Annotated in this window: 6 protein-coding genes and 1 other RNA gene; 1 reads left to right on the top strand and 6 read right to left on the bottom strand. The window is 64.9% G+C overall.

All coding sequences use genetic code 11. The features are described from left to right. From EOA33_RS21085 to mraZ, 4 genes are all read right to left on the bottom strand, one after another. Positions 1 to 1,569 (bottom strand): penicillin-binding protein 2 (locus tag EOA33_RS21085; RefSeq protein ID WP_145989223.1); only part of this gene is annotated, 1,569 nt, incomplete at its 3' end. A 14-nt stretch (positions 1,570 to 1,583) separates the two neighbouring features. Next, entirely contained in the window at positions 1,584 to 1,979 is a 396-nt protein-coding gene (locus EOA33_RS21080) for a hypothetical protein (protein ID WP_126053892.1), read from the bottom strand. Positions 1,980 to 1,983: 4 nt separating this feature from the next. Then, positions 1,984 to 3,000, bottom strand: a complete 1,017-nt coding sequence (gene rsmH, locus EOA33_RS21075) for a 16S rRNA (cytosine(1402)-N(4))-methyltransferase RsmH (protein WP_126053891.1) — start codon at positions 2,998 to 3,000, stop codon at positions 1,984 to 1,986. Further along, on the bottom strand, positions 2,997 to 3,455 hold the full coding sequence (mraZ, locus tag EOA33_RS21070; protein WP_056573299.1) for a division/cell wall cluster transcriptional repressor MraZ: 459 nt from the start codon (positions 3,453 to 3,455) through the stop codon (positions 2,997 to 2,999). The genes rsmH and mraZ overlap by 4 nt, the downstream gene beginning before the upstream one ends. Positions 3,456 to 3,871: 416 nt before the next feature. Here mraZ and EOA33_RS21065 point away from each other — a divergent pair, with 416 nt between their 5' ends. Next, positions 3,872 to 4,987, top strand: a complete 1,116-nt coding sequence (locus tag EOA33_RS21065; RefSeq protein WP_127406475.1) for a cystathionine gamma-lyase — start codon at positions 3,872 to 3,874, stop codon at positions 4,985 to 4,987. A gap of 70 nt (positions 4,988 to 5,057) precedes the next feature. On the opposite strand, the gene rnpB is transcribed toward EOA33_RS21065, so the two are convergent. After that, an RNA gene (rnpB, locus tag EOA33_RS21060) (RNase P RNA component class A) lies at positions 5,058 to 5,469 on the bottom strand. A 63-nt stretch (positions 5,470 to 5,532) separates the two neighbouring features. Further along, positions 5,533 to 6,043, bottom strand: a 511-nt coding sequence (locus tag EOA33_RS21055; protein ID WP_145989222.1) for a transglycosylase SLT domain-containing protein, incomplete at its 5' end; no start/stop codon positions are given.

Below are 6,043 nucleotides of genomic sequence, written 5' to 3'. Positions count from 1 at the left end.
CGGCTTCGGCTCGTCGGCGATCGTCAGCACGATGTATTGCGGATCATCCATCGGGAAAGCGGCGACGAAGGCGTTGAAATTCTTCTCCTTGGAATATCGGCCATTGACGACCTTCTCCGCCGTGCCGGTCTTGCCGCCGACGCGGTAGCCCGGAACCCTGGCGCTCTTGCCCGAACCCTTCTCGGCGTTGAGCGCATAGAGATAGCGCATGCCTTCGACGGTCTTTTCGCTGACCACCTTCTTGGCCACTTCCATCGCCTGCTGCGCCGTGCGTGGCAGGAAAGTCGGTTCGATCAGAAAGCCGCCGTTCATCAGGGCGGCGCAGCCCACCGCCGTCTGCAGCGGGGTCGTGGACACGCCATGGCCGAAAGCGATCGTGATCGAATTGACCTGCTTCCACACCTTTGGCTCGGTCGGCCGCGCCACTTCCGGCAATTCCGTCTGCATCTTCTCGAGCACGCCGAGGCGATGCAGGAATTCGCGGTGCCCCTCGATGCCGACGGCCTCGGCCTCCTTCGCCGAGCCGATGTTGGAGGAATAGATGAACACCTCCGGCACCGACAGCACCCGGCCCTTGCTGTGGAAGTCGTGGATCGTCTGGCGGCCGATCCTGATCGGCCGCGTAGCGTCGAACCGGCTTTCCAGCGTCACCTTGCCGGAATCCAGCGCCATGGCGGTGGTGAAGCTCTTGAAGGTCGAGCCCATTTCATAGAGGCCGGCCGACATGCGGTTCAGCCGGTCCTTGTCCTGAGCGTTGTAGGGATTGTTCGGGTCGAAATCCGGCACCGAGGCCATCGCCATCACTTCGCCGGTCTTGACATTGAGGACGACGGCACCCGCCGCGATCGCATGGAACCGCTCCATGCCGGTGGCCACCTCGTCGCGCACGACGTTCTGGATGCGCAGGTCGATCGACAGCCGCACCGGCTTCAGGTCTCTCGCCACAGCCAGGCCCGACGCCTGCAGGTCGGTCAGGCCCTGGTCGTCTATATACTTCTCCATGCCGGAGATGCCCTGATTGTCGATGTTGGTGAGACCGACAATGTAGGAGGAGGTTTCGCCGCTCGGATAGAAGCGGCGCTTTTCCGTGCGGAAGCCGAAACCGGGAATGCCAAGCTGCATGATATCGGCCTGCTGCTTCGGCGTCAGCTGCCGCTGCAGCCAAACGAAGCCGGCGCCGCTCTTCAGCTTGTGGTAGGTCTGCTCGTAGTCGATCTCGGGCAGCACGGTCGATAGCTTCTCGATCGCCTCGTCGGCGTCGACGATGCGGCGCGGCTCGGCAAACAGCGAGGCCGTCTTGATATCGGTCGCCAGCACCTCGCCATTGCGGTCGACGATGTCGGGCCGCGAGGCCGTCACGCGGTTCTGCGGGCCGCCCGACATGTCGGGACTCTGGAAGCCGAGGTACACAAGCCTGCCGGCGATGGCCGAATAGATGCCGAAGAACACCGCCATCGTCATCACGATGCGGGTCTTGGCCCTGCCGCCGGTCGCCTTGCGGGCGCCGTCGACCACGATCGAGCCGTCGTCATCCTGCCTTTTGCGGCGCCTCAGCAGTCCTCCGAGCATCGAGAACCTGGCGATCATTGCACGATGCCTCCGGTCACGATCGGGTCCTTGGCGCCCTTGGGCCCTTTGTCGGAATTGTCGGCCATGCCGCCCAGCCGCTGCGACGAGAGGTCCTCGATGTTGACCGGCTTTGCCGGCAGATCGTCCAGGTTGACGATCTGGCGCGCATTGACCGGTTCCAGTTCGAGCTGCGACTTGTAGATTTCGGCGAGCTTCTGCAGACGCGAGGGCTGAGTGAGCAGGCTCCAGTCCGCCTTCAAAAGATCGATCGTGTCCTCCTCGTAGCGGATCTGCGCCTCGATCTTCTGCACGGAAGCCAATTGCTCCTCGGCATCGCGCTTGGTCTTGTAGGTCAGGGCCGCCGCCGAGACCATGACGGCGATCAGGACTATGTCGCTGGTACGAAACACGCGCTCACCTCTCCCCCGGCCGCTCGACGGCGGGAAGCTTTGGAAGGCCGAAAATCGAAAAATCGCCCGCGCGCGCCGGCGCTTCGGTGCGGATTGCCGCGCGCAGCCTAGCCGAGCGCGCGCGCGGATTGGCCGATATCTCCGCATCGCCTGCGGTTACACCGCCGCCGGCCTTGCGGAAGGTCTCAAGGCGGGCTTGTGCCGCAGGCATATGGCGCGAGCCGCTCGCGGCCTCAGCCCGGTCGGCGATGAAGCGCTTGACGATGCGGTCCTCCAGCGAATGGAAGGTCACCACGACGAGCCGGCCGCCGGGTTTCAGCACCCGCTCTGCCGCGAACAGCGCGCGTGCCAGTTCGCCGAGCTCGTCGTTGACGAAAATGCGCAACGCCTGGAAGACGCGGGTCGCCGGATGGATCTTGTCCTTCGGTGCGCGGCCGATATGCGTCTCGATGGCGTCGGCGAGATCGAGCGTGCGTTCGAACGGCCGCTTCTCGCGCCGGCTCTCGATCATGCGGGCAATGCGGCCGGCATGACGCTCCTCGCCTAGAAAGCCGAAGATGCGGGCAAGGTCGCCCGCCTTGAAGCTGTTGACGACATCGGCGGCGCTCAGGCCCGCCTGCGCCATGCGCATGTCGAGCGGCCCGTCGGCGCGAAACGAGAAGCCGCGTTCGGCCTGGTCGAGCTGCATGGAGGAGACGCCTATGTCGAGCACCACCCCGTCGGCGCTTTCGACATGCTCGTCGAGCATCGAAAACGGCGCCTGGACAAGAGTCAGGCTGCCGCCGGATTGCTGTTCCAGCGAACGCCCAGCGGCGATGGCATCGGGATCGCGGTCGATGGCCACGACCGAGGCACCGCTTGCCAGGATGGCCCTGGTATAGCCGCCGGCGCCGAAGGTGCCGTCGACGATCAGATCGCCGGCCTTGGGCGACAGCGCCTCCAGCACTTCGGCAAGGAGGACCGGAATGTGGCGGGCCAGTCCGCCAACGGCGTTGATATCCTCGCCGTGGCCAGCCATCATTCCGGTCGCTCCCCAGGCTTCGTCCCCTGCCGAAGCTGCAACAGCCGGGCGCGCGCCTGCGCCCCATAGGCGGCAAGCCGTCCCGGCTCCCAGATCTGGAAGAAATTGCCGCGGCCGACAAAGGCCACTTCCGCCGAAATGCCGGTGTGCTCGCGGATGAAGTCGGTCATCGTTATGCGCCCGTCCTGATCCAGCTTCAGGAACGTACCATCGCCATGGCAGAAGAACGACATGTCGTCCGCCGTCTGCAGGAAGGGATCTTCCTGCGCGATGCGCTGCTCGTAGCGGTCGAGCAGGTCGAGACCGCCGACATCCATCGCCGGAAGATCCAGGCAGCGCAGCGCATAGAGCTCCGAATAGCCCCGCTTCTGAACGACGGCGCGGAAATGCGCCGGAACGGAGACCCGTCCCTTCGCATCGATCCTGCTCACCGTGTTCGACAGAAACCGGTCCATCACGCGCCACAGCCGCTTCCGCCGCCGCACCCCTTTCCATCATCCCGTCCGCGCCGCCGCAGCGCGTCCCTTCCCGAAATTCCGCTTCGTTCAACGAGGCGAAAGCTCGCAAACGCGCAGCCCCAGCGGCTGCCCGATTGGCGTACGCTTCACCCTGACACGGAACGAAGGCTTTGGTATCGGAATGGGATATCATGGGGTACTATGGGCGTCAACGGGAGCGAGCTTCACAAACGCGCTCGCCACAACCAGAAAGAGCAGCCTGACGGCACGTCTGATCTTTATCGTCCATTAAGCCTAACGAAGCGTTTAGAGGGCTGTGGCCCAAGGGACGCGGCTTGCTGCGGACCGCGCCCACGCCTAGCGTCGCGCCAATGCTCCGCTGCCTTTGGCGGCCAACAGGAGGTGAATGGTCGATGTCCGAAACGGCGAAGTCACGTGCCGCCGCACTTGCCCACTTGCGCAGCCGCGATTTCGCCAAGGGCGATCCGATCCCCTTGCCGCTGACCATGGCTTCGATCTTCCACACACCTGGCGAAGAAGCGGGCTTCGACCAGTATGGCCGCTACGACAATCCGACCTGGCGCGCCGTCGAACATGCGCTCGGTCATCTGGAAGACGCGCAATGCCTCGCCTTCCCGTCGGGGATGGGCGCGATCTCGTCGGTGTTTTTCGCGCTGCTGAAATCCGGCGACCGCGTCCTTCTGCCTGCCGACGGCTATCACGCCACGCGCGCGCTGGCGGAACGCTTCCTGAAGCCGTTCGGCGTCGCCTGCGACACCAGGCCGACCCCAACCTTTCTCGACGGAGGGTTCGACGGCTACCAGCTTGTCTTCGTCGAAAGCCCGTCTAACCCGCGGCTGGACATTTGCGACATCGCCGCAGTCGCCAACGCTGTCCATGCGCGAGGCGCGCTCCTCGTTGTCGACAACACGACGATGACGCCCTACGGCCAGCGCCCGCTCGACCTCGGCGCCGATATCGTCGTCTCCGCCGACACCAAAGCGGTGAACGGCCACTCCGACGTGCTGTTTGGCCATGTCGCGAGCCGCAATCCAGATATCGTCGCCAAGGTAAGGGACTGGCGCGAGACGGCCGGCGGCATTCCCGGGCCGTTCGAGGCCTGGCTGGTGCATCGCGGCCTCGAGACGCTGGAGGTGCGCTTCGACCGCATGTGCGCCTCGGCGGAGGTAATCGCCAGGCGGCTGAGACAGCATCCGGCGGTCAGCGGCCTGCGTTTTCCCGGCTTGGACGGCGATCCCTCGCACAATCTGGCGCGCGCGCAGATGGATCGCTTCGGCTTCCTGATCTCGTTCGACCTGGCCTCCGAGCAGAAGGCCGAGGATTTCATCGACAACTGCACCCTGATGCAGGCGGCAACCTCTTTCGGCGGCGTCCACACCTCGGCCGAACGGCGATCCAAAAGGGGCGACGCCGTGCCGCCGGGCTTCGTGCGCCTGTCCATTGGCTGCGAGCCGGTGGAAGAGCTTTGGCAAGCGATCGAGGCATCGCTCGACCGCCTTGGCGGTTGAATCAGAGCGCACGCCGGACGGCGCAGTCCACTGATATCAAATGGATTTCACGGCGATATCGCGGAGAAAAATTGCCAGCTGGCCTGTAAGCCGGGTTCTGTATGGCCCCCGCGCCTTGCGGCACGGGAACGCGGCGGCCATTCATCTTGGGCGCATGTTGCCATGCGCCTCACGCAACCTACCCGGGCGGTGGGCCGGAAACAGCCCTCGAAGGTTTCCCCTCGCACCGCCCCTATTCGGTCTTGCTCCCGGTGGGGTTTACCATGCCGCTCCTGTTGCCAGTCGCGCGGTGGGCTCTTACCCCACCCTTTCACCCTTGCCCCGGATCCGGCAGAGCCGAACGCCGCGGCGGTTTGCTTTCTGTGGCACTTTCCCTGGGGTCGCCCCCGCCGGCCATTAACCGGCACCGTGTCTCCATGGAGCCCGGACTTTCCTCACCCGCAGCCTTTCGGCTTCGCGGGTGCGGCCGCCCGGCCAGCTGGCAGAGCGTATAAAGGGGTTCGCGCCTGAAAACGCAAACGAAAAAGGCGGTTACCCCAGCTTCATCATGCCGGCGAACCGAGCGCCGCCATCTGCACCTTGACCTTGCTGCAATAGGCGGCCGACACCGGGTTCATCCGAGTCGCGGCGTGGCCGGCATTGTATTTCAGGATCGTGCCGCAGGTGGTGCCGCCGCCGAGGCCGCGCGCCATGGCCAGGTATTTCATGCCGTACTTGATGTTGGTGTCGGGATTGAACAGGCCCTTGACCGAGCCGCTGTAGCCCATCATGCGCGCCGTCGCCGGCTTGATCTGCATCAGGCCGATCTCGCCGGCGCTGCCGACGATGTTCGGCCGGTAATTGCTCTCGATCTTGATGACCGCCTTGGCCAGCGACACCGGCACGCCTTCCGCCGCCGCATAGCGGGCGATGATCGCCGAGTACTGGCCGCCGTCGGCCGCTGCCGCCGCCGCTGTCGACTCTGCCGCGGTGCTCGGACGGATCGAAGCTGTGGTCGTCAGGTCGATCGTCTTCCTGTTGCGCTGCACACGCCGCTTCGCCGTCGCTTTCCTGGCT

It is taken from the genome of Mesorhizobium sp. M4A.F.Ca.ET.050.02.1.1 (genome assembly GCF_003997725.1).
GTDB lineage: Bacteria > Pseudomonadota > Alphaproteobacteria > Rhizobiales > Rhizobiaceae > Mesorhizobium.
Note: the sequence above shows the minus strand (reverse complement) of the source record. Positions and strands in the feature narration are given on the sequence as shown.

What these genes read in the sequence shown, in the direction of transcription:
- mraZ (WP_056573299.1), bottom strand. Translation starts at nt 3,455, where the DNA reads ATGGACCGGTTTCTGTCGAACACGGTGAGCAGGATCGATGCGAAGGGA.
- rsmH (WP_126053891.1), bottom strand. Translation starts at nt 3,000, where the DNA reads ATGATGGCTGGCCACGGCGAGGATATCAACGCCGTTGGCGGACTGGCC.
- EOA33_RS21065 (WP_127406475.1), top strand. Translation starts at nt 3,872, where the DNA reads ATGTCCGAAACGGCGAAGTCACGTGCCGCCGCACTTGCCCACTTGCGC.